The organism is Streptomyces sp. NPDC048248, assembly GCF_043201875.1.
Taxonomy (GTDB): Bacteria; Actinomycetota; Actinomycetes; order Streptomycetales; family Streptomycetaceae; genus Streptomyces.
Window position 1 is genome coordinate 198422 of sequence record NZ_JBICZL010000011.1, and the last position, 22655, is coordinate 221076.

11 protein-coding genes and 1 pseudogene are annotated in these 22655 nt (G+C 72.0%); 6 read left to right on the forward strand and 6 right to left on the reverse strand.

What is annotated here, in order from left to right; translation table 11 throughout:
• Window positions 1-30: 30 nt before the first annotated feature.
• Together ACGFZW_RS25050 and ACGFZW_RS25055 are read right to left on the reverse strand one after the other, a co-directional pair.
• Window positions 31-2283 (reverse strand): YhgE/Pip family protein, encoded by a 2253-nt coding sequence (locus ACGFZW_RS25050; protein ID WP_393895453.1) that lies wholly within the window; start codon window positions 2281-2283, stop codon window positions 31-33.
• On the reverse strand, window positions 2255-3097 hold the full coding sequence (locus tag ACGFZW_RS25055) for an ATP-binding cassette domain-containing protein (protein ID WP_393895454.1): 843 nt from the start codon (window positions 3095-3097) through the stop codon (window positions 2255-2257). The genes ACGFZW_RS25050 and ACGFZW_RS25055 overlap by 29 nt, the downstream gene beginning before the upstream one ends.
• 245 nt (window positions 3098-3342) lie before the next feature.
• Here ACGFZW_RS25055 and ACGFZW_RS25060 point away from each other — a divergent pair, with 245 nt between their 5' ends.
• Window positions 3343-6171, forward strand: coding sequence for a discoidin domain-containing protein (locus ACGFZW_RS25060; protein ID WP_393895455.1), 2829 nt, complete (start codon window positions 3343-3345; stop codon window positions 6169-6171).
• Window positions 6172-6345: 174 nt separating this feature from the next.
• On the opposite strand, the gene ACGFZW_RS25065 is transcribed toward ACGFZW_RS25060, so the two are convergent.
• The gene (locus ACGFZW_RS25065) at window positions 6346-7152 is read right to left on the reverse strand and encodes a maleylpyruvate isomerase family mycothiol-dependent enzyme (RefSeq protein ID WP_393895456.1); all 807 of its coding nucleotides are present in this window, start codon (window positions 7150-7152) and stop codon (window positions 6346-6348) included.
• Window positions 7153-7423: 271 nt separating this feature from the next.
• Here ACGFZW_RS25065 and ACGFZW_RS25070 point away from each other — a divergent pair, with 271 nt between their 5' ends.
• Both ACGFZW_RS25070 and ACGFZW_RS25075 read left to right on the forward strand, forming a co-directional pair.
• The gene (locus ACGFZW_RS25070) at window positions 7424-11317 is read left to right on the forward strand and encodes an ABC transporter ATP-binding protein (RefSeq protein WP_393895457.1); all 3894 of its coding nucleotides are present in this window, start codon (window positions 7424-7426) and stop codon (window positions 11315-11317) included.
• 169 nt (window positions 11318-11486) lie between these two features.
• The gene (locus ACGFZW_RS25075) at window positions 11487-12908 is read left to right on the forward strand and encodes a S28 family serine protease (RefSeq protein ID WP_393895458.1); all 1422 of its coding nucleotides are present in this window, start codon (window positions 11487-11489) and stop codon (window positions 12906-12908) included.
• A 137-nt stretch (window positions 12909-13045) separates the two neighbouring features.
• Here ACGFZW_RS25075 and ACGFZW_RS25080 read toward each other — a convergent pair whose 3' ends face one another.
• The 3 genes from ACGFZW_RS25080 to ACGFZW_RS25090 all read right to left on the reverse strand — a co-directional run bounded on the left by ACGFZW_RS25080 (window position 13046) and on the right by ACGFZW_RS25090 (window position 17304).
• Complete coding sequence (locus ACGFZW_RS25080; protein WP_393895459.1) at window positions 13046-14881, reverse strand: glycoside hydrolase family 3 protein; 1836 nt, start codon at window positions 14879-14881, stop codon at window positions 13046-13048.
• 189 nt (window positions 14882-15070) lie between these two features.
• Entirely contained in the window at window positions 15071-15907 is an 837-nt protein-coding gene (locus tag ACGFZW_RS25085) for a sugar phosphate isomerase/epimerase family protein (protein WP_393895564.1), read from the reverse strand.
• Between the two features lie 335 nt (window positions 15908-16242).
• Complete coding sequence (locus ACGFZW_RS25090) at window positions 16243-17304, reverse strand: LacI family DNA-binding transcriptional regulator (RefSeq protein WP_393895565.1); 1062 nt, start codon at window positions 17302-17304, stop codon at window positions 16243-16245.
• 244 nt (window positions 17305-17548) lie between these two features.
• Between ACGFZW_RS25090 and ACGFZW_RS25095 the strand changes: the two are divergent.
• The 3 genes and pseudogenes from ACGFZW_RS25095 to ACGFZW_RS25105 all read left to right on the forward strand — a co-directional run.
• Window positions 17549-18194, forward strand: a pseudogene (locus tag ACGFZW_RS25095) (gfo/Idh/MocA family oxidoreductase); the annotation flags it as partial.
• A 272-nt stretch (window positions 18195-18466) separates the two neighbouring features.
• Window positions 18467-20725, forward strand: coding sequence for an ATP-dependent RecD-like DNA helicase (locus ACGFZW_RS25100; protein WP_393895460.1), 2259 nt, complete (start codon window positions 18467-18469; stop codon window positions 20723-20725).
• 176 nt (window positions 20726-20901) lie between these two features.
• Window positions 20902-22191: a citrate synthase gene (locus ACGFZW_RS25105; RefSeq protein ID WP_393895461.1), complete on the forward strand. Its 1290-nt coding sequence runs from the start codon at window positions 20902-20904 to the stop codon at window positions 22189-22191.
• Window positions 22192-22655: the final 464 nt, after the last annotated feature.

Here is a 22655-nt window from a genome sequence, read left to right on the forward strand (position 1 = left end):
CGGCACCGCCCCCGGGACGGGAACGCTCGGTCACAGGCTGAGCTCCGGGTGCAGGTCCTTCATCCGGACGACCTGCCGGCTGCGCGCCGCCAGAGCGGTGAGCGCCAGCGCGCCGAGGGTGAAGGCCGCGAGCACGATGCTGCCCTGCCACACGGGGTCGAGACCGCCACCGGTGATGAGCCGCCGCAGACCGTCGACGACGTAACTCATCGGCAGGAACGGGTGGATGGCCGCGAAGAAGCCGGGGCTGGTCTGCACCGGGTACGTGCCGCCCGCCGAGGTCAGCTGGAGCATCAGCACGACGAGGGTGAGTACCCTTCCGGCCGGGCCGAAGAACGCGCTCAGCAGCTGGATGACCGCGGTGAAGCAGGCGGTCGCCAGCAGCAGGAAGCCGATGGTGGCGGCGGAGCGGGCCATCTCCAGGCCGAGACCCCAGTGCAGGACGGCCATCAGGGCGAGTACCTGCGCCACTCCGATCGCGAACGCCGGCAGCCAGGAGCCGAGCGCGATCCGCCAGCCGGGGGCACCGGCGGCCAGGGCGCGCTTGCTCAGCGGGGCGAACAGCATGTACGCCACCATCGCGCCGACCCAGAGGGAGAGCGGGATGAAGTAGGGCGCCAGGCCGGTGCCGTAGTTGGGCGCCTTGTGCATCGACTTGGAGGCCAGCTCGACGGGATCGGCCATCACCTCGGTGCGGGCGTCGCGGTCGTGCTTGTCGTAGTCCGGAATCTTGGCGACGCCGTTGTGCAGGCCCTCGGCCAGCTGGTTGGAGCCGTCCTTGAGCTTGAACAGACCGCCGTTGAGCGAGACCGCGCCGTCCTTGAGCTTGCCGATGCCGCCCTCCAGCTGGTCGGTGCCGTTCTTGGCGGCGCCGATGCCGTCGTGCATCTGCCCGGCGCCGTCGGCCACCCGGCCCGTCCCGTCGGTGAGCCGGCCCGCGCCGTCGGTGAGCTGCCCGGCCCCGGTGGCGATCTTGCCGGCGCCGTCGGACACCTTGTGCGCACCGGCGTTGAGCCGGTTGATCTCCGCGACGGCCGTTTCGAGGTCCCTCTCGGAGGTCGGTGCGCGGTCGGCGACGGCGGTGGCCACCTTGTCGAGCCTGCGCAGGTCGCCGGTCAGCTTGTCGATGCCCGAGGTGTGCGAGGCGACAAGGGAGTTGACCTTCTCCGCGGTGTCGGCGGCGAGAGCGGTGGCGTCCCGGGCCTTCTTGAGTGCGGGGCAGTCCGCGTCGAGGGAGACGGCGCTCCCGCAGCGCCGGTCGTAGAGGGTGTCGAGCTGGTCGGCCGCCTCGCGTGCCTCGGAGGACGCGTGGGCGGTGTCCCGCGGCAGTGTGCCGAGGTCGTCGGCGAGTGCCCCGGAGGCGCCGGCGACGAGCCGCGCCTTCTCACCGAGGTCCTTGGCGTAACTCTTGAGGAACGGGCGGGCCTTGCCCGCCAGGCCGTTGGCGGTGTCGGCGAGCTTCTGGGTGCCGGCCGCGACCTGTCGGGTGCCCTGGCTGAGCTCCTCGATCTTGGAGTGTGCCAGGCCGAGCTTCTCCTCCAGGGTCTTGGCGCCCCGGTGGGTGTCTCCGGCGCCCTTGCTCAGGTCACCGGATCCCTTGTCGAGCTTGCCGAGGCCGCCGGACAGCTTGCCGGTGCTGTCCTTGGCGGTCCCGAGGCCGTCGGCGAGCTTGCCGGAGCCCTTCTTGGCGTCGTCCAGCCCGTCGTCCAGCTTGCTCGCGCCGTCGGCCGCCTCGGCCGTCCGGTCGTGCAGGTCGGAGAACGACACGAAGATCTTGTCGAGGAAGGCCCGGGAGGACTTCGCCGAGGTCTTGGCGCGGATCTCGGAGAAGACGGTCTTGGAGATCGAGCCGACGATGTAGTTGTTGGCGTCGTTCGTCCGGACCTGGAGCGCGCCGGTCTGCGGGGAGTCGCCCGAGCTGGAGGCGATCCGCTCACTGAAGTTCTTCGGGACCGTCAGGGAGAGGTAGTAGGTGCCGTCCTCGACGCCCTTGGCGGCCTCGGCGGCGCTGACCTCCTCCCAGTGGAAGGTCTTGCTGTCCGTGACGTTCCCCGCCAGCTCCTCGCCCGCGTTGATCTTCTTGCCGTCGGCGGAGGACCCCTCGTCGTTGTTGACGAGTGCCACCGGGATCTTGTCCAGGCGGCTGTAGGGGTCCCAGAAGGAGCAGAGGTACAGGGCTCCGTAGAGCAGGGGGATCAGCATCAGGGCGACGAGCCCCAGCCGGGGCAGCTTCCCCCTGCCGAAACGCCTGAGCTCAAGCGCGGCCAGTCGCGGCGAACGCATGCGCTGCTGCCTCCTCGTCGGTGTCGTTCTCGTCGGTTGCTTCGGCCGTGTCGGCCTTGTCGGCTGTCCCGGGCCTGTCGGTTTCCGCGCTGCCGGGCCCCTTGCGCGCGGCGGTGGCCGGCGCGGTGCGGACGACGAGCGCGTCCGGCGGTGCGTCGCCGCCTGCGGCCACGACCGTGGTGCCCGCCAGCGCGAGGTCCCGCAACAGCTGCCAGGCCAGGGCGCGTTCGTCCGCGGAGAGCTTGAGGTCGACGTCGTCGACGGCCAGCAGCCGGGGGTCGTGCATGACGGCGAGCGCGAGGGAGAGCCGCAGGGCTTCGAGCCGCTCCAGGTCGCGTACGGCGGTCCGCAGCCCCTTGGGCAGCGTGTCCGGGTCGAGCCGGACGGCGGCCAGCGCCGCCTCGATCCGTGCCCGGGTGGTCTCCTTGCGGCGGCGGCCCCAGGGCAGCGCGCCGCTGAGGGGACCTTGCAGGCGGTTCCCCAACAGGGCCTGCTCCTGGAGGTGTTCGCCGGCGGTGAGCGCCGGTTCGAGATCGGCGACGCCCGGTACGTGTGCCAGGGCCGTGCGGCCGCGCACCGCCCCCATCCGCTTGGGCAAGGGGAAGCCGGCGACCGTCGCATGGCCTTCGGTGATCCGCATCCGGCCGGTGAGCGCGAGCAGCAGGCAGGTGCGGCCGGAGCCCGAAGGCCCCTGGACGGCGATCAGTGCGCCCGGTTCCGCGGAGACGTCGACACCTCTGAAGGCCCATCCCCGTGGGCCCTCGACTCCGATCCCCCTGGCGTTGACCGCCGCCCCCTGACGGGTGGTGTCCACAACCCCTCCTTTGTTCTGACTGGTCAGTCTAAAAGTGTGCCGTAAGTGTGGCCCTATTGACCAATCGGGGGAGTTTCGTGCGAGCGCGCCGGAGCGGGGCGCGGAATTCGTGCCGTGGACTCCGTGACCCGGACGGGGGTGTCGTTTTAGGGTGCCTTCACGGCGGGGGCCGATGTATTGCCATGCTCAAGGCGCAGTCCGTACCGCATGACCCGGGTACGGCTGTGCACGTACCACGGAGAAACATGGATCGCTCGACCCATCACCCCGCGGATCCGTCCCCGCAGGCACCGTCGAACCACCCCGCCCGGCCGGGGACGCGCCTCCCGCGCAAGGTCGTCGCCCCGCTGCTCGCCGGAGCCCTCGTCGCGGTGCTCGCGCCCGCCTCGGCCTCGGCCAGGACCGAGACGGCGCCCGCGGCCACACCGCCCGGCGCCGCACACGGATCCTGCACGAAGGGCGCCGGCGCCTCCGGTGGCGACGGCTGGACGGCCACTTCCACCCGCATCGACCCGGAGGACAGCCACCACGCCTACGTCGGCAACGGCTACCTCGGGCAGCGGGTGCCGCCCAACGGAACCGGCTATGCCTCCTCCGGGGGCAAGACGGGCTGGCCGCTCAAGACCCCCGAATACGACGGCTCATTCGTCTCGGGTCTCTACGCCAAGGGCCCCAAGGAGCTCAAGGGCCGCCAGGCCATCGCGGCGCTCCCCACCTGGACCACGCTCGACGTCGCCACCGGCGGCGCGCACTCCGAGACCTTCTCCTCCGCCACGAAGCCCGGCCGGATCTCCGACTACCGCCAGACCCTCTTCCTGCGCTGCGGCTTCGTCCGTACCTCCCTGACCTGGACGGCCGCCGACGGACGGGCCACCGACCTGGTCTACGACGTCCTCGCCGACCGCACGCACGCCCACACCGGCGCCGTACGGCTGCGGATGACCCCGCACTGGAGCGGCTCGGCCACGGTCACCGACGCCCTCGACGGCCGCGGCGCCCGCCGGATGACGCAGGCCGGCGAGCCCGCCGGCGGCCAGGGCTCCCGCGGCACGATGGACGTCGCCTTCCGCACGGACGGCACCAAGACGGACGGCGCGGTCGCCTCCACCCTGCGCGCCGACCGGAAGGTGCACGCCGAACGCCCCCGACAGGGCGCGCGGAACGCCGAGTTGAGCAACAAGCAGCAGCTGCGCTTCCCGGTCAGCAGCGGCCGCTCGTACGAGCTCACCAAGTACGTCGGCGTCGACACCGCACTGACCTCCCGCTCCCCGCGCGCCACCGCGCACGCCGCCTCCCGGCAGGCCGCGGACCGCGGTTGGGACGCGCTCTTCGCACGGCACACCGCCGCCTGGCAACGGCTGTGGCGCAGCGACATCGAGGTCCACGGACGCCGCGAGCTGCAGTCGTGGGTGCGCTCGGCGCAGTACGGCCTGCTGTCCAGCACCCGGGCCGGCAACCGCAACAGCATCGGCCCCACCGGCCTGACCAGCGACAACTACGCCGGTGAGGTCTTCTGGGACGCCGAGACCTGGATGTACCCGGGGCTGCTGGCGAGCCACCCCGACCTCGCCAGGTCGGTGGTCGACTACCGCTACAAGACCCGGGCCGGCGCCCGCGCCAACGCCGAGAAGCTCGGCTACGACGGGCTGTTCTACTCCTGGACCAGCGGCAGCAAGGGCGATCTGAACAACGAGTGCCACAGCTGGGACCCGCCGCACTGCCGTACCCAGAACCACCTCATGGGCGACATCTCCCTCGCCACCTGGCAGTACTACCTCGCCACCAAGGACACCGGATGGCTGCGGTCGCGCGGCTGGCCGGTCCTCAAGGGGATCGCCGAGTTCTGGGCCTCCCGGGCGACCCGTAACGACGACGGCAGCTACTCGGTCAAGAACGTCGCCGGGCCCGACGAGTACAGCAACGGCGTCGACGACGGGGTGTTCACCAACGCCGGCGCGGCCACCGCGCTGCGGCACGCCACCCGCGTCGCGGACATCCTCGGCGAGCGGGCGCCCGCCTCCTGGCGCACCATCGCCGACAAGCTGCGTATCCCCTACGACGCGAAGAAGAAGGTCTTCGAGCAGTACGCCGGATACAAGGGCACCACCATCAAGCAGGCGGACACCGTCCTGCTGATGTATCCCCTGGAATGGCCGATGAAGCCGGACCAGGCCGCCGGCACGCTGGACCACTACGCCGCGCGCACCGACCCGGACGGCCCGGCCATGACGGACTCCGTGCACGCCATCGACGCGGCCGGCATCGGCGAGGCCGGCTGCTCGACGAACACCTATTTGATGCGCTCCATCAAGCCGTTCGTCCGCGGCCCGTTCAAGCAGTTCTCCGAGGCACGCGGCGACAAGGCCGGAGCCGGCGACCCGCACGCAGGCCGGCCCGCGCAGGACTTCCTCACCGGCAAGGGCGGCTTCCTGCAGACCTTCACCCACGGGCTGACCGGCCTGCGGCTGCGCGAGGACAAGGTGCGGCTCGACCCGATGCTGCCGCCGCAGCTCTCGCGGGGCGTCACACTGCGCGGGCTGCGCTGGCAGGGGCGGACCTACGACATCGACCTCGGCGCGCACCGCACGACCGTGCGGCTGACCGACGGTGCGCCGATGCGGATCGACACGCCGGAGGGCGAGAAGGTCGTGAGCCGGGGCATGCCCGCGGTCCTCAAGACCCGCCGCCCGGACCTGACCCCGACCGACAACGCCGCCCGGTGCACACCGGCCCACGCCACGTCGGAGGAGCCCGGGATGTACGCGGGTGCCGCGGTGGACGGCAATGCGACCACCGCCTGGGTGCCGGACGCCGCCGACGGCACGCTCACCGTCGACCTCGGCCGCACCACGCGCGTCGGCCGGATCACCCCGCACTGGACCGCGACCCGCCCGAAGTCCTACGCCGTGCAGACGTCGCAGGACGGAAAGCACTGGCACGGGACGGACGGGGCGGACCGGGTACGGGCGAGGTACGTACGCGTCGAGGTCCACGGCGACGGAGCCGCCAAGGGCGACGGCAAGCCGGCGAAGCACCCGGGGATCTCGGAGCTGACGGTGGACAAGGGGGAGTGAGCCGGGAGCGCCGTGGGCCGGGCCGGGCAGTACGGCCGACCCGGCCCGCGGTGCCCGGCACCTCCACATGGCGCCCCGAGCCGGCCGGTTCGGGGCGCCGTCTCCCGCTGGGCGAGCACCCGGCCGGCGGTGCCCGGCTGCCGGCGCCGGGCTCCCCGGCGTCCGGTCACCGGCTCAGAAGACGACGCGGGCGGCGGCGACGGTCGCACGGGCGTCAGGGGCGCCCTCGTACGCACTCTCGTCGAGCGGAGCCCGGCCGGACAGATGCCGCATCAGCGCGACGGCGTCGGCCCTGACCGTCACGGCGGGAGCTCCCGTGCTCAGACTCCAGCGGCCACCGGCCGGTCCTGAGAGGTCCAGCAGGATCGGCGGGCCGCGCCAGGAAAGGGCGAGGTCCAGCAGCACCTGCCCGACGATCTCCTTGTCGTGATCGTCGAGGACCAGCTCATGGCCGGCCGCGTCGGTGATGTCCACCCGGTGCATCCAGGGGTCGCGAGCCAACAGGATCCGGTCCATGTAGTCCATGGAGTCCTCGGGCAGCTCCTTGGACTCGGGGAAGAGCGGACTCAGGCGTATCCGCCGCCGCACCGCGGCCGGCATGCGATCCGCCGCCCGCACCCCCTGCGGGCCGAACCGGCTCAGCAGGGCGATCAGGTCGCGGGCAAGGACGGACCGCCGGTCGTCGACCTGGCACTGGTTGTGACCGTGCAGGGGCGTCAGACGCGGGTAGCGCTTGCGGGCGCGCAGGGTCCGGCCGATCATCAGCCAGGGCCGCGGAAGCTCCTCGTACTGCCCCACCATGTGGGCGGTGACATCCCGGACGGTCCACCCCGCGCAGGCCGTATCGCGAGTCCAGTCGGCCGGATCCAGCGCGCGCAGGGCATCGACCACCGCGCGGGCTTCCGCGAGGTTCACCTCACGGGCCCGGGCGGGCGCGATGCGGGGGATGTCGATGGCCGGGGCCGGGGCGGTGGTGACCATGGCGCACTCCCTGGGCAGGACCCCGAGACACCGCCCACGCTACGCCGACGGCCGGGCGCGGCAAGGCCGGGCGCTCACCCCGCGAGGCGCCCCGCAGCGGACCCGGTCCCGGATCTCGGGCCCGGCCCGCGCCCGTACCCACCGCCCGTGCATGCCCGCCCCGGGAGGCGGGGTGTGGCCGGAACCGTGCGGTGAATTGTTGCAGCGGGATGAAATCCGCCCGGCTCGGCGTTGGTGACAGCGGCAACGGTCGAGATGCGGGAGGCATCGGGTGGCGGGGACGGATACGGCACGACAGGGCTGGGCGCGGCGGCTGTCGCGCGACTGCTGGCAGTACAAGAAGGACGTGCTGCTCGCGCTCGGCGCCTCCCTCGCCGGCATGGCCGTGATGGCCCTGGTCCCGCTCGTCCCGAGGCTGATCATCGACGACGTCATCATCCAGCACGAGCGCTCCCTCGCGCCCTGGGCAGGCGTCCTCGTCGTCGCCGCGATCGCCGTCTACGTCCTCACCTACATCCGCCGCTTCTACGGCGGGCGCCTCGCCCTGGACGCCCAGCACGATCTGCGCACCCGCATGTTCGGCGCCATCGCCCGGCTCGACGGCCGGCGGCAGGACGAGCTGAGCACCGGCCAGGTCGTCGGCCGCGCCACCAGCGACCTGCAGCTGATCCAGGGCCTGCTGTTCATGCTCCCGATGATGATCGGGAACGTCCTGCTCTTCGTGATCTCCCTCGTCGTGATGGCGATCCTGTCGCCGCTGCTCACCGTCGTCGCGCTGGCCGTCGCCCCCGCCCTGTGGTTCATCGCCAAACGCAGCCGCACCCGGCTGTTCCCGGCCACCTGGTACGCCCAGGGCCAGGCCGCCGCGGTGGCCGGTGTCGTCGACGGCGCGGTCTCCGGCGTCCGCGTGGTCAAGGGCTTCGGGCAGGAGGAGCAGGAGACCGGCAAGCTGCGCGAGGTCAGCCGCCGGCTCTTCGCGGGACGCCTGCGCACGGTCCGCCTCAATGCCCGCTACACCCCGGCGCTGCAGGCCGTACCGGCACTGGGCCAGGTCGCGATGCTGGCCCTCGGCGGTTGGATGGCCACCCAGGGCCAGGTGACCCTCGGAACCTTCGTCGCCTTCTCCACCTACCTCGCCCAGCTGGTCGGCCCGGTCCGGATGCTGGCGGTGATGCTGACCGTCGGCCAGCAGGCCCGGGCCGGTGTGGAGCGGGTCTACGAGCTGATCGACACCGAGCCGTCGATCCACCAGCGCCCCGACGCGCACGAGCTGCCCGCCGACGCCCCCGCCACCGTCACCTTCGACGCCGTGACCTTCGGCTACGCCCCGCTGCCCCCGTCGGAGCACAGCACCGCCGACCGGTTCTCCAAGGACGCCTCCTTTGACGAGGCGCCCGTCGTCCGCCCGGTCCTGGAGGACTTCTCCCTGCGCATGGAAGCGGGCGAGACCGTCGCCGTCGTCGGCACCTCCGGCAGCGGCAAGTCCACCGTGTCGTTGCTGCTGCCACGCTTCTACGACGTCTCCGCGGGCCGCGTCCTCGTCGGCGGCCACGACGTACGCGACCTGACCCTGGACTCCCTGCGGGCCGCCATCGGCCTGGTCCCCGAGAGCAGCTTCCTGTTCTCCGACTCCGTGCGCGACAACATCGCCTACGGCCACCCGGACGCCACCGACGAGCAGGTGCGCGCCGCGGCCCGCGCGGCGCAGGCCGACGGCTTCATATCCCAGCTGCCCGACGGCTACGACACCGCGGTCGGCGAACAGGGCCTGAGCCTGTCCGGCGGTCAGCGGCAGCGGGTGGCCCTGGCCCGCGCCATCCTCACCGACCCCCGGCTGCTGGTCCTCGACGACGCCACCTCCGCGGTCGACGCCCGCGTCGAGCACGAGATCCACGAGGCGCTGCGCGGGGTCATGGCGGGCCGCACGACCCTGCTCATCGCCCACCGCGCCTCCACCCTGGCGCTCGCCGACCGGGTCGCCGTCCTCGACGGCGGCCGGCTGGTCGACATCGGCACCCAGGAAGAGCTGGAAGGCCGCTGCGCGCTGTACCGCAGGCTGCTGACCGACCCGGAGGAGCTCGGCGGCGTCGAACACGACCCGGCGGGCGAACTGGCCGGCGCCTTCACCGGCGACCACGCCACCACCGGACTGCTGGACGGCGACGCCGAGACCGCCGAGCCGGACCGCCGAAGGGCGGGCAGCGAGGTGCCCGGCACCATCACGCCCGAGCTGTGGGTGCGCCGCGAACAGGAGACCGAGGAGGACGCGGCCGGGGCGATGCCCGGGGCGGCCGCCGCGGCCGGCCCAGGGATCGGCGCCGCCATGGCCGGGCTGCCCGCGACACCGGAGCTGCTGGAGCAGGTCGCCGCACTGCCGCCGGCCACCGACGCCCCGGACGTCGACGAGGACCGCGCGGCGCGCGCCGAGGATTCCTACGGCCTGCGCCGGCTGCTGCACGGTTTCGGCGCACCGCTCGCCGTGGCCCTCGCCCTGGTCGCGGTGGACGCACTGGCCGGACTGCTCCTGCCCATCCTGATCCGGCAGGGCATCGACGACGGCGTCCGCCGCGGCGCCCTGATCGGCGTCTGGACGGCCGCCGCGCTGGCCCTCGGCGTCGTCCTCGCCCAGTGGGCCGCACAGATCGGCGCCAACCGCATGACCGGGCGCACCGGCGAGCGGGTTCTCTACTCCCTGCGCGTCAAGATCTTCGCGCAGCTGCAGCGCCTCGGCCTCGACTACTACGAGCGCGAGCTGACCGGCAAGATCATGACCCGGATGACCACGGACGTGGACGCGCTGTCCACCTTCCTGCAGACCGGCCTGGTCACCGCCGTCGTCTCCGCGCTCACCTTCTTCGGCATACTCGTCGCCCTCCTCGCCCTCGACGTCCAGCTGGCGCTGGTCGTCTTCGCGACCCTCCCACCGCTGATCATCGGCACGTACTTCTTCCGCAAGCAGAGCGTGAAGGCCTACGAACTCGCCCGCGAACGGATCAGCGTCGTCAACGGCGACCTCCAGGAGAGCGTGGCGGGGCTGCGGATCGTCCAGGCGTTCCGGCGCGAGGGCCTCGGCGCGCAGCGGTTCGCGGCCCGCAGCGACGCCTACCGCCGGGCGCGGGTCCGCGGCCAGTTCCTGATATCGATCTACTTCCCCTTCGTCCAGCTGCTCTCCTCCGTCGCGGCGGCGCTGGTTCTCATCGTCGGCGCGGGCCGGGTCGGCTCCGGCACCCTCACCGCCGGTGCGCTGGTCGCCTACCTGCTCTACATCGACCTGTTCTTCGCCCCCGTCCAGCAGCTCTCCCAGGTCTTCGACGGCTACCAGCAGGCGTCGGTCTCGCTGGGCCGCATCCAGGAGCTGCTGCGCGAGCCGACCACCACACCGGCCGCTGCGGCGCCGCGCAAGGTGCCGGCGCTGCGTGGCGAGATCACCTTCGACAAGGTGCACTTCCACTACGGCGAGAACGACGAACAGGCCCTGGCGGGCGTCGACCTGACCATCCCGGCGGGCCAGACCGTGGCCTTCGTCGGCGAGACCGGCGCCGGCAAGTCCACCCTCGTCAAGCTGGTCGCGCGGTTCTACGACCCCTCCTCCGGGGCCGTCCGCGTCGACGGCACCGACCTGCGCGAACTGGACCTCACCGGCTACCGCCACCGCCTCGGCGTGGTCCCCCAGGAGTCGTTCCTCTTCGCCGGCACGGTCCGCGACACCATCGCCTACGGCAAACCGGACGCCACCGACGCCGAGGTGGAGGCCGCAGCCCGGGCCGTCGGCGCGCACGCCATGATCGCCACCCTGGAGGGCGGCTATCTCCACGAGATCGCCGAACGCGGCCGCAACCTCTCGGCGGGCCAGCGTCAGCTGCTCGCCCTCGCGCGCGCCGAACTGGTCGCCCCCGACGTGCTGTTGCTCGACGAGGCCACCGCCGCCCTGGACCTCGCGAGCGAGGCCGTCGTCAACCAGGCCACCGACCGCCTCGTCGGCCGTCGTACGACCCTGGTCGTGGCCCACCGGCTGACGACCGCGGCCCGCGCCGACCGCGTCGTGCTGATGGACCACGGCCGGGTCGCCGAGGACGGCACCCACGCCGAGCTCCTCGCCCGCGGCGGACGGTACGCCGAACTGTGGCGCTCCTTCACCGGTGAGGAGGAACCCGTGGCGGCCTGACGAACGCCACACCGCCGCCCGCCCCGCGGCCGCCCCTGCGCACCGTCCGCCCGCGCCTCGATGTCACCCGTTCGCCCCACGCCGCCACCCGCCCCGCGACAAGGGCTGGTGGCGGTCTCGTTGCGCGGATAGGTTCAGCCCGACCTTTGTCATCCCAAGGGGAGGGTGCATGCGCAAGGCCATCAGATGGCTGCTGTCGCTCGTCGTGCTCATAGGCACGGTAGGAGTCGGCGGCGCGTCGGCAGGGGCGGCCACCGCCGCCGAGCCGAAGAGCAAGGACATCAAGGACCGGATCCTCGCAATACCGGGGATGAGTCTCATCGAAGAGAAGCCGGTCGACGGCTACCGCTACTTCGTCCTGAACTACACCCAGCCCATCGACCACCGCCACCCCGCGAAGGGGACCTTCCAGCAGCGGCTGACCCTGCTGCACAAGTCGGTGGACCGCCCGACGGTGTTCTTCACCTCGGGCTACAACGTCAGCACCACGGCGTCCCGCAGCGAACCCACCAAGATCATCGACGGTAACCAGGTCTCCCTGGAATACCGCTACTTCACCCCGTCCCGCCCCACGCCGACCGACTGGAAGAAGCTGGACATCCAGCAGGCGGCGTCCGACCAGCACCGCCTCTTCAAGGCGCTGCACCGGATCTACGACCGGAACTGGATCGCCACCGGAGGCAGCAAGGGCGGCATGACGGCGACGTACTACCGCCGCTTCTTCCCGCACGACATGGACGGCACCGTCGCCTATGTCGCGCCCAACGACGTGCGCAACGACGAGGACTCCGCCTACGACAAGTTCTTCGCGACCGTCGGCACCGCGCAGTGCCGCGCCGACCTCGCAGCCATCGAGCGCGAGGCGCTGGTGCGCCGCGAGGAGATGGTCGACCGCTTCCGGAAGTGGGCGGAGAAGGAAGGCAAGACCTTCACGACCGTCGGCAGCGCCGACCGGGCCTACGAAGTCATGGTCACCGACCTGGTGTTCGGGTTCTGGCAGTACCAGCCGGCCGAGACCGCCTGCCCCCAGGTGCCCGCGCCGACCGTCTCCACGGACGCGCTGTGGGCCTGGATGGACGAGGTCGGCGGCTTCGCCAGCTACACCGACCAGGGGATGGCCCCGTACACGCCGTACTACTACCAGGCCGGCACCCAGCTCGGTGAACCCGGCTACGGCTACCCCCAGCTCTCGGACCTCCTGAAGTACCCGGGCATCAACAACTCCCGGACCTTCGTGCCCAAGGACATCCCGATGCGCTTCGACGCGCGCGCCATGCCGGACATCGACCGCTGGGTGCGCCACCACGCGAACAAGATGATGTTCGTCAACGGCCAGTACGACCCCTGGAGTTCGGAGCACTTCGAGCTCGGCAGGGGAGCCCGGGACTCCTACCTCTTCACGGTGCCCGGCGGCAACCACGGCTCGAACATCGCGAAGCTGAAGGAAGCCGACCGCACCAAGGCCACCGCCGAACTCCTGGAATGGGCCGGTCTCCCGGCCCCCGCGAACGGCAAGGCCACTCCGCAGGCCCCGTACGACAAGAAGCTGGACAAGCAGGAGATCCGGCGGATGCCGCTGCTGCGGCCGTAGGCCGCACGTCGACGCGGGGGGCCCCCCCCCCCCCCCCCGGCCGGGGCCCCCCCCCCCCCCCGGGCCCCCCCCCCCCCCCCCCCCGGCGGCCCCCCCCCCCCCCCCCCGGGGGGGGGGCGCCCCCCGCGTCCGGCACGTCAGTACGTCAGCCCGTGCCCGATCGGGTAGAGGGCGGTGGACGGGGCGTCGGCGCGCATCACCGGCACGGGCAGCTTCCCACCCGGTTTCGTCCGCCCGGCGATCACCCGGGCCGCGGCCCGCAGCTCCACATCCGTCCAGGAGTAGCTCGCCAGCCCCGCCTTGACGCCGGCGAGCTGGGCGATGTCGTACGGATTGCGGACGGCCAGCTGGACCACCGGCTTCCCGGTGTCCAACAGCGCGGACACCAGCTGCCGTTGGGACGACGCGGCGGTGACGTTGTAGGTGGCCACCACCACCGCGTCCCGCTCGCCCAGCGCCGCCACCGCCTCGTCGATCTGCGCCTGCGTGGGCGTCATGCCGGTGGGCAGGGCGGTGGCCGTGAAGCCCAGCTCGGTCAGAGCCGCCGCCAGGACCTTCGTGGGCGGGCCGCCGGTGCCGGACGGCGCGGCGGCGTCGGCCCCCACCACCAGCACCGTGCGCTCCCGCCGACGGGACAGCGGCAGCACCCCGCCCTCGTTGCGCAGCAGGGTGGTGGTGCGGTCCGCGATCCGGTCCGCGGTGGTGAGATGGCTACGGGTGCCGACCACCCGGTCCACCGCCGCGTGGGTGGTGTACGGGTCGGCGAACAGCCCGCGCTTCTCCTTGAGCAGCAGGATACGCAGCAGCTTGGTGTCGAGCTCACGCTCGGTCAGCTCGCCGTCCTGCAGGGCCTTGAGGACCGCGCCGTGCGCGACGGCCAGATCCGGGGGGTTGAGCAGCTGGTCGACGCCCGCCTTGAGGGCGAGGACCGGCACCCGGGCGTCGCCGTATTTCACCCGTACGCCTTCCATGCCCAGTGAATCCGTCACCACCACACCGTCGTAGCCCAGGCGTTCGCGCAGGATGCCGGTGAGGATCGGCCGGGAGAGGGTGGCGGGGTCCTCGCTCGGGTCGAAGGCGGGCACGACGATGTGCGCCGTCATGATCGAATCGATGCCGGCGGCGATCGCCGCGGTGAAGGGCGGCGCGTCCAGCCGCTCCCATTCCTCGGCGGTGTGGTGGATGTACGGCAGCCCGACATGGCTGTCGGTGTCGGTGTCGCCGTGCCCGGGGAAGTGCTTGGCGCAGGCCGCGACGCCACCGGCCTGATACCCCTTCACCTCGGCCGCGACCATCCGGGCCACTGCCTGCGGGTCGGCGCCGAAGGAGCGCACCCCGATGACCGGGTTCGCCGCGTTGACGTTGACGTCCGCGTCCGGGGCGTAGTCCTGCCGGACGCCCATCGCGAAGAGTTCCTCGCCGGCGATCCGGGCCGCCTTGCCGGCGTCCTCCCGGGAGCCGGACGCGCCGAGCGCCATCGCCCCCGGGAAGAGGGTGGCGGGCGCTCCTATACGGGCCACGATGCCGTGTTCCTGGTCCGTGGAGATCAGCAGCGGGACGGGGACGCGCTGGGCGGTGGCGGCCTTCTGGATGCCGTTGGACAGATCGGCGATCTGGTGCGGATCACGGGTGTTGTGCGCCCAGCCGAAGTAGATGATGCCGCCGACGTGGTACTTGGCGATCAGCTCGGCGGCGTTGGCGACGCCGATCTCCTTCTGGTTGGAGGCGACGTCGGCGGGGTCGGGGTCGGTGGCGGAGTGCCCGAAGACCCGCATCACGAAGAGCTGGCCGACCTTCTCCTCCGGCGTCATACGGGAGATGAGGCGGCGCAGCTCGGTACGGGTGGCGGCGGTGGGAGGGGAGGGCGTCCGGCGCCCGGCAGGGGGCTCGTCGGCGTGTGCGGGCACGGCGCCCGCGGCGCAGGCGGCGGCAGCGGCGGCAGCGGTGGTCAGGACGGTACGTCTGGAGTGCATCTGCGCTCCTTCCGGAGGGCTTCCTCGGCTGAATGAAGGAAACTTCCAAGGAGACACGGATAGCCGGAAAACTATTGCCGGTCAATGACTGGGGACGTGGTGGCGCTCAGGTATTGCGGTGCGGCCAGGGCTGTGTGAGGGGCCGTCGGTCGCCTCCCGGGCCTCGAACCGGGCTGCCGCGGGTGCCCTTCAGGAGACGGGTCGCGCGTCCAGCAGGCGCTGGAGGTGGGCGCGCCCCGGGGCCAGCAGGGGAGCGAGGTCCTGCGCCTCGGGGTACCAGCGCTTCTCGTACTCCCAGCAGAGCCAGCTGCCGGTCTCCTGGCCGTCCGCGCCCGCCGGGCCCTCGCCCAGTGTGGCCAGCACCGACGCCAGCGGCAGCCGGCCCGCGCCGAGCGGCAGCGGCGTGGTGTCCTCGGCCGACGCGACGTCCTTGACCTGGATGTAGCCCAGGTGGGGGGCGAGCGCGGCGTGCGTGTCGACGGGGTCCTCGCCGCCGAGCCAGCTGTGCAGCACATCCCACAGGGCACCGATACTGCCGTGGCCCACGGGGCCCAGGATGCGCGCGGCGTCCGCACCCGTGCGGTGCGAGTCATGGGTCTCCAGCAGGACCCGGACGCCCCGGTCGGCGGCGAGCGGTGCCACCGCACCGAGCCGCCGCGCCGCGTCGGCCTCCGCCTCGGCGGCCGGACGGTCACCGGCACCGGGGAAGACCCGGACGAACGGCGCCCCCAGATCGGCGGCGAGCAGCACCAGTTCGGTCAGTTCGTTCGCCAGCTTCTCCTCGTCCGCCTCGCCGTGGGCGGCGACCGCGACCTGCTCGTATCCGGCGAGCGCCAGCACCTGTACGCCCGCGTCGGCGAACTGCTCACGCACGGCGGCCCGCTCGCGCATCCCGAGGAGCGGGTGCACCGGCTCCTCGGGGTGGGCGCGCAGTTCCACCCCCTGGTACCCGGCGTCGTTCGCCAGCCGCAGCACGTCCGGCAGCGGCATACCGGGCACCCCCAGGGTCGAGAACGCGAACCGCACCGCGCTCCTGGTGTCGTCCCTGCCGCTTGTCATGCCGCCTCCTGTGCCGTAGCTCGCCGTGCCGTCGTTCGTGCCCGCGATCCCGCCGTCCATGCCCGTCCCGCGACGGGCCGGGGTCGTCCACGGGCCCGGCCGGTCCATGGTGCGCTGCCCCGGCGACCGCTCCGGTCCGGCGCGCCGGTGGACGCTCTCGGGCCGCGATGCGCCGGCCGGAGCCATCGGCCGGGCCGGGGCCATCGGCCGGGCCCGGCGCGCGTCCCGTCCCGCGGCTCCGGCGTGCCCAGCCCGCGCGCATCCCCGTCCCGCGGCCGATTGTCGCCATCCGGGCCGGGTCGTCAGGCGTGCGGGACCGCGGTCGACCGGCGTACCAGCAATTCCGCGCGCAGGGTCGCCAGTCCGCCCGGCGGCGGCTCCTCGCGTCCCGTCGCCAGCCGCCCGGCACGGGTCCCGGCTTCCTGGAGCGGCAGCCGGACGGTCGTCAGGGCGGGCGCGGCGTCCATGCTGAACGGCAGGTCGTCGAAGCCGGCGACGGACACGTCCTGCGGGATCCGCAGCCCCCGGTCCCGCAGCGCCGCGCAGACGCCCAGGGCGGCGGTGTCGTTGGCTGCCACTATCGCCGTCAGGGCCTCGTCGCGGCGCAGCAGCTCGACGGCCGCGTCGTAGCCCGACGCGCGGTCGTAGGCGCCCTGCACGGTGCGCCGCGGGTCGTCCTCGATGCCGTGCGCGGCGAGCGCGGCGCGGTGGCCGGCCAGCCGTTCGCCCGTGGTGGTGCGGCCGGCCGGCCCGGCGACGCAGCCGATACGGACGTGCCCGAGCCCGGCGAGGTACGCGGTCAGCTGCTCGGCGCCGCCCCGGTTGTCGAACGCGAGCGTGGTGAAGGGCGCGGCGGCGTCCGGGCCCGGGTCGCCGGCCGCCGGCCGGCCGCACAGCACGACCCGGGTGCCGGCGCCGGACAGCCGCGCCAGCTTGGCCTCCAGTGCCCGCGCGTGCGCGGCGTCCTCCGAGGCGCTGCCGGTCAGGACGACGGCGGCCGCCCGCTGCCGCTGGAGCAGCGTGAGGTAGGTCAGTTCCCGCTCGGGGGAGCCGCCGGTGCTGCACACCACGGCCAGCTTCTCGCCGCCGGGCCCGGCCGCACCGCCCAACTCCGTCTGGACGGCGCCGGCGATGACTCCGAAGAACGGGTCGGCAATGTCGTTGACCAGGATGCCGATCAGGTCCGAACTGGCGGCGGCGAGCGCGCTGGCCGGACCGTTGACGACGTACTCCAGCTCCTCGACGGCGCGCAGCACCCGGCTGCGGGTGCTCTCGGCGACCGGGTAGTTGCCGCTGAGCACGCGGGAGACCGTCGCCGCCGAAACCCGCGCCCGCGCCGCCACATCCGCAAGCGTCACCCCCACGGCGCGCTCCGCAGGGCCCCGGCGCTCCTCGTGCTCTTCATGTCCCACCTCTTGTCCGTGTCCTGAGCGCAGGCTAGCTTCTGCTGCGGTAGAAAGCGCTTACTGATTCAAGACCCGCTCCGCTCACACACCGGCGACGACTGCCGACGGCGCACGGCCACCCGGCGACGGCCGGCAGCGGGAGGGGGATCCGACCGCGACACGCACGACCGTACGCATCGCCGAGAACGGCGTGACCGGACGCATGGGATACCGCCCGCGTCCGGTGAACGCTCCCTCCTCGCCCTGCACGAACCGGGCGGACTCGACCCAGGGGGCGGGACGGTGATCCGGCCGGAGCCGGTGCTCGTCGGCCGGGCGGAGCACAGGCCGCGAGCCATCGCCGAGCGGCACGGCCCGGACCACCGGAGCACGGGCCTCGATGCCGTCCTGTCCGAGGACGGCATCGACATCTCATTCGACGCCAGGTCACCGTGGCTCGCGAGGAGGCCGTCAAGAAAGCGGTTGCGGCAGACAAGCGCCTGTACGTCGAGAAGCCCACCGCGAGCGACCTGGCCGGCGCCCTGGCCCGGCCGGGCCGGCTCACGGGCGTCAAGCACGGAGTCGTCCGGGACAAGCTCCCGCACGAGCTGCACGAGCTGCACGGCCCGGTCATCCGTACAGGAGCATGCCACCGCGCACGTCCCGCGACGCCGGGACGGGTCGGGCGAACTGGCGAGGCCGGACGCCGAGCGTGCGCCGCGACGAGGGCTCCGCCGTCGCAGGGCTGCGTGGCTGCCGCCTCCTGCACCGTGCCGGCACCCACGAACCGGTCCGGAACCCCGCCACCCCGGCGGCCGAACCTTCGCCGGGCGCAATGGCAGGAGGCGTCCGACGACGACGACTTCGATGCGCGCACGTCGGCCGCCGTACCCTCCCGCGAGCCGTACCTGGCGGTGACCGGAAAATAACTCACCGGATACGCACAACCGTTGGCGGTGCACGGAAGTCATAGCTGGCGTCGGTCTCGTGAAGGGGAGGGATCCGGGGGGATCCGGGGGCTGACGCGGAGGGGGAATCGAGGGGCCCGGCCATCGGACGGGCCCCTCGATGACGGCCGGGACACGCAGGCCGGGCGGCGGTCGCGGGACGCACTGTCGGACCCCGGAGGTACCGTCGGGACATGGTCAACGCAGCGGTGGTGGAAGGGGTCCTGGAGCGGATCACCTACGCCAACGAGGAGAGCGGCTACACCGTCGCCAGGGTCGACACCGGCCGCGGCGCCGGCGACCTCCTCACCGTCGTCGGGGCACTGCTCGGCGCGCAGCCCGGCGAATCGCTCCGCATGGAGGGCCGCTGGGGCTCCCACCCGCAGTACGGCAAGCAGTTCACCGTCGAGAACTACACCACCGTGCTGCCCGCCACCATCCAGGGCATCCGCCGCTATCTGGGCTCCGGCCTCATCAAGGGCATCGGCCCGCGGATCGCCGACCGCATCGTGGAGCACTTCGGCACGGACACCCTCGACGTCATCGAGCAGCAGCCCGCACGGCTGGTCGAGGTGCCAGGTCTCGGCCCCAAGCGCACCAAGATGATCGGCGCGGCCTGGGAGGAGCAGAAAGCCATCAAGGAGGTGATGGTCTTTCTCCAGGGCGTCGGCGTCTCGACCTCCCTCGCCGTGCGCATCTACAAGAAGTACGGCGACGCCGCCATCTCCGTCGTCCGCAACCAGCCCTACCGCCTGGCCTCGGACGTCTGGGGCATCGGCTTCCTGACCGCCGACCGCATCGCCCGCTCCGTCGGCATCCCGCACGACAGCCCCGACCGCGTCAAGGCGGGCCTCCAGTACGCCCTCTCCCAGTCGACCGACCAGGGGCACTGCTTCCTCCCCGAGGAACAACTCATCGCCGACACCGTGAAGTTGCTCCAGGTCGACACCGGCCTGGTCATCGACTGCCTGGGCGAACTGGCCGCCGACCCCGAGGGCGTGGTCCGCGAGCAGGTGCCCGGCGGGGAGGGCGGCGCGCCGCTCACCGCCGTCTACCTCGTGCCCTTCCACCGCGCCGAGATCTCCCTGGCCGGCCGGCTGCTGCGGCTGCTGCGCACCGACCAGGACCGGATGCCCGCGTTCCAGGACGTCGCCTGGGACCGGGCGCTGGCCTGGCTCGCGCAGCGCACCGGCGCCGAGCTGGCCCCGGAGCAGCAGGCGGCGGTGCGGCTGGCGCTGACGCAGAAGGTGGCGGTGCTCACCGGCGGGCCGGGCTGCGGCAAGTCCTTCACCGTCCGCTCGGTGGTCGAACTGGCGCGCGCCAAGAAGGCCAAGGTGGTGCTCGCCGCGCCCACCGGCAGGGCGGCCAAGCGGCTCTCCGAACTGACCGGGACGGACGCCTCCACCGTCCACCGCCTGCTGGAGCTCAAGCCCGGCGGGGACGCCGCGTACGACGCCGACCGCCCCCTGGACGCGGACCTGGTGGTGGTCGACGAGGCGTCGATGCTCGATCTGCTGCTGGCCAACAAGCTCATCAAGGCCGTGCCGCCGGGTGCCCATCTGCTGCTGGTGGGCGACGTCGACCAGCTGCCCTCGGTCGGCGCCGGCGAGGTGCTGCGCGACCTGCTGGCCGGGGGAGGGGCCGCGCACGGCGCGTCCGATGGGGAGGGTGGTCGGGTGTCGGGCGGGGCCGTGCCCGCCGTCCGGCTGACCCGCATCTTCCGGCAGGCCCAGCAGTCCGGCGTGGTCGCCAACGCCCACCGCATCAATGCCGGCATGCCGCCGCTGACGACCGGGCTGGCCGATTTCTTCCTGTTCGCCGAGGAGGACACCGAGGAGGCGGGACGCCTGACGGTCGATGTGGCGGCCCGCCGGATCCCGGCGAAGTTCGGCCTGGACCCGCGCCGGGACGTCCAGGTCCTGGCCCCCATGCACCGCGGTCCGGCCGGAGCCGGCGCCCTGAACGGCCTGCTTCAGCAGGCCGTCACCCCGGCCCGCCCCGATCTGCCGGAGCGGCGCTTCGGTGGCCGGGTCTTCCGGGTGGGTGACAAGGTCACCCAGATCAGGAACAACTACGAAAAGGGCCGCAACGGCGTCTTCAACGGCACCGTCGGCGTGGTGACCGCCCTGGACGCCGACGAGCAGCGGCTGACCGTGCTCACCGACGAGGACGAAGAGGTTCCCTACGACTTCGACGAACTCGATGAACTCGCGCACGCCTATGCCGTGACGATTCACCGCTCGCAGGGTAGTGAGTATCCGGCGGTGGTGATTCCGGTCACCACCGGTGCCTGGATGATGTTGCAGCGCAATTTGCTGTATACCGCCGTGACCCGGGCAAAAAGACTGGTGGTGCTCGTCGGCTCCCGAAAGGCTCTGGGGCAGGCCGTGCGCACCGTATCCGCCGGTCGGCGCTGTACGGCGCTCGATCACCGGCTCGGCGGAGTGTTGTGATGTGCCACCTCTTTCCCAATCGGGGCGAAGGGGAGCAGGATGGGCACTCAGGCGGCACTCAGTGCCGCGATGAGGCCCTATGGCCGACCCCGAGTGCACATCCAAGGTCCAAATGGGGGAAGGTATAGGCAGTCAGGGCACCTCGAAGTAGAGGCACAACGTCGGTGAGGGATGACGTGAGCGACAACTCTGTAGTACTGCGTTACGGGGACGGCGAATACAGCTACCCGGTCGTCGACAGCAGCGTCGGCGACAAGGGCTTCGACATCTCGAAGCTGCGCGCACAGACCGGTCTGGTGACCCTGGATTCCGGTTACGGCAACACCGCCGCGTATAAATCCGCCGTCACCTATCTCGATGGTGAGGCGGGCATTCTCCGCTATCGCGGCTACCCGATCGAGCAGCTCGCAGAGCGCAGCACGTTCATCGAGACCGCGTATCTGCTGATCAACGGTGAGCTGCCCACCGTCGATGAGCTGTCCTCGTTCAAGCAGGACATCACGTACCACACGCTGCTCCACGAGGACGTCAAGCGCTTCTACGACGGCTTCCCGCGCGACGCGCACCCGATGGCCATGCTGTCCTCGGTCGTCAGCGCGCTGTCCACCTTCTACCAGGACAGCCACAACCCGTTCGACGAGGAGCAGCGCTACATCTCCAGCATCCGACTGCTGGCCAAGCTTCCGACGATCGCGGCCTACGCCTACAAGAAGTCGGTCGGCCACCCGGTCGTCTACCCGAGCAATGACCTCGGGTACGTCGAGAACTTCCTGCGCATGACCTTCTCGGTGCCCGCCGCGGACTACGACCTCGACCCCGTCGTCGTCAACGCCCTGGACAAGCTGCTGATCCTGCACGCCGACCACGAGCAGAACTGCTCGACCTCCACCGTGCGCCTGGTCGGCTCCTCGCAGGCGAACCTCTTCGCCTCGATCTCGGCCGGCATCAACGCGCTGTGGGGCCCGCTGCACGGCGGTGCCAACCAGTCCGTGCTGGAGATGCTGGAAGGCATCCGGCGCGACGGCGGCGACGTCGACACCTTCATCCGCAAGGTGAAGAACAAGGAAGACGGCGTGAAGCTCATGGGCTTCGGGCACCGCGTCTACAAGAACTTCGACCCCCGGGCGAAGATCATCAAGGCGGCGGCGCACGACGTCCTCTCGGCGCTCGGCAAGTCCGACGAGCTGCTGGACATCGCCCTGAAGCTGGAGGAGCACGCGCTCTCCGACGACTACTTCGTCGAGCGCAAGCTCTACCCCAACGTCGACTTCTACACCGGCCTGATCTACCGGGCCATGGGCTTCCCGACCGAGATGTTCACCGTGCTCTTCGCGCTCGGCCGGCTGCCCGGCTGGATCGCCCAGTGGCACGAGATGATCAAGGAGCCCGGCTCCCGCATCGGCCGCCCGCGCCAGATCTACACCGGTGTCGTCGAGCGTGACTTCGTCCCCGTCGAGCAGCGCTGACGACGGACGCCGCACCCCATCGGCAACGGCTTCGGCCCCCGCCCCCTGACCGGGGCGGGGGCCGAAGCCGTTCCGGGCGTCATCACAGGGCAGAAGAAAAGCGCCCCGCCTCCAGATCCCCCCACGGGTCCGGAGTGCGGGGCGCTTCCCGTGTCCCGGGTCGGATTCCCCCCACGGGATCCGTCCGGGCGTTCTCGGGTTGCACCGCGATCTGCCGGGACGCGCACATTCGGGAGGGCCGCTCAAAGCTCCCCGGGCGCGTCGCCCCGGCCACGCGTAGCCGGGCACGATCCCCCAAGACCAGCACGGCTGTTGCAGTGCAAGCCCCGCCGGGGTGCCTGCACTGTCCGGTTAGACTCACGACCCCCCTCAATGGTTACGTTCGGATGAGTGTGATCTGGGTCTCTTGCCATATCGGGCCTAATGCGGTCAAGGGCCGCGATTTGAAGATCGCGGCCCTTGCG

Bases quoted from the DNA above. Each gene is read 5' to 3' on its own strand.
- ACGFZW_RS25065 (WP_393895456.1), bottom strand. From the start codon at position 7,152: ATGGTCACCACCGCCCCGGCCCCGGCCATCGACATCCCCCGCATCGCG.
- ACGFZW_RS25075 (WP_393895458.1), top strand. From the start codon at position 11,487: ATGCGCAAGGCCATCAGATGGCTGCTGTCGCTCGTCGTGCTCATAGGC.
- ACGFZW_RS25100 (WP_393895460.1), top strand. From the start codon at position 18,467: ATGGTCAACGCAGCGGTGGTGGAAGGGGTCCTGGAGCGGATCACCTAC.
- ACGFZW_RS25080 (WP_393895459.1), bottom strand. From the start codon at position 14,881: ATGCACTCCAGACGTACCGTCCTGACCACCGCTGCCGCCGCTGCCGCC.
- ACGFZW_RS25050 (WP_393895453.1), bottom strand. From the start codon at position 2,283: ATGCGTTCGCCGCGACTGGCCGCGCTTGAGCTCAGGCGTTTCGGCAGG.
- ACGFZW_RS25060 (WP_393895455.1), top strand. From the start codon at position 3,343: ATGGATCGCTCGACCCATCACCCCGCGGATCCGTCCCCGCAGGCACCG.